We start from the raw sequence: 232 nt of genomic DNA, 5'->3' as shown, positions 1-232 counted from the left end.
GGGAGTTGTGCTGTGTCGGGAGATCGGGTCGTGGGTGTGGATCTTGAGGAGCTGCGTGCGTTGATTGCTGAGGAGTTGGAGGTTCCGGTGGGGGAGGTGACGGAGGAGGCGGATCTCAAGGAGGACTTGGAGGTGGATTCGTTGACGGCGATGGAGGTGGCGGTGCAGTTGGAGAAGAGGTATCGGATAAAGATCGACGAGGAGGAGATCGCGTCGCTCACTTCGCTGGCGA

The 232-nt window shown here is 59.9% G+C and carries 1 protein-coding gene; it reads left to right on the top strand.

Annotation, left to right across the window (positions count from 1 at the left end; genetic code table 11):
- Positions 1–30: 30 nt before the first annotated feature.
- On the top strand, positions 31–232 hold a 202-nt coding region (locus UWG_RS34395), incomplete at its 3' end, for an acyl carrier protein (protein ID WP_237720238.1).

It is taken from the genome of Streptomyces xiaopingdaonensis (assembly GCF_000262345.1).
Lineage (GTDB): Bacteria > Actinomycetota > Actinomycetes > Streptomycetales > Streptomycetaceae > Streptomyces > Streptomyces xiaopingdaonensis.
This window is presented reverse-complemented; position numbering and strand designations above follow the sequence as displayed.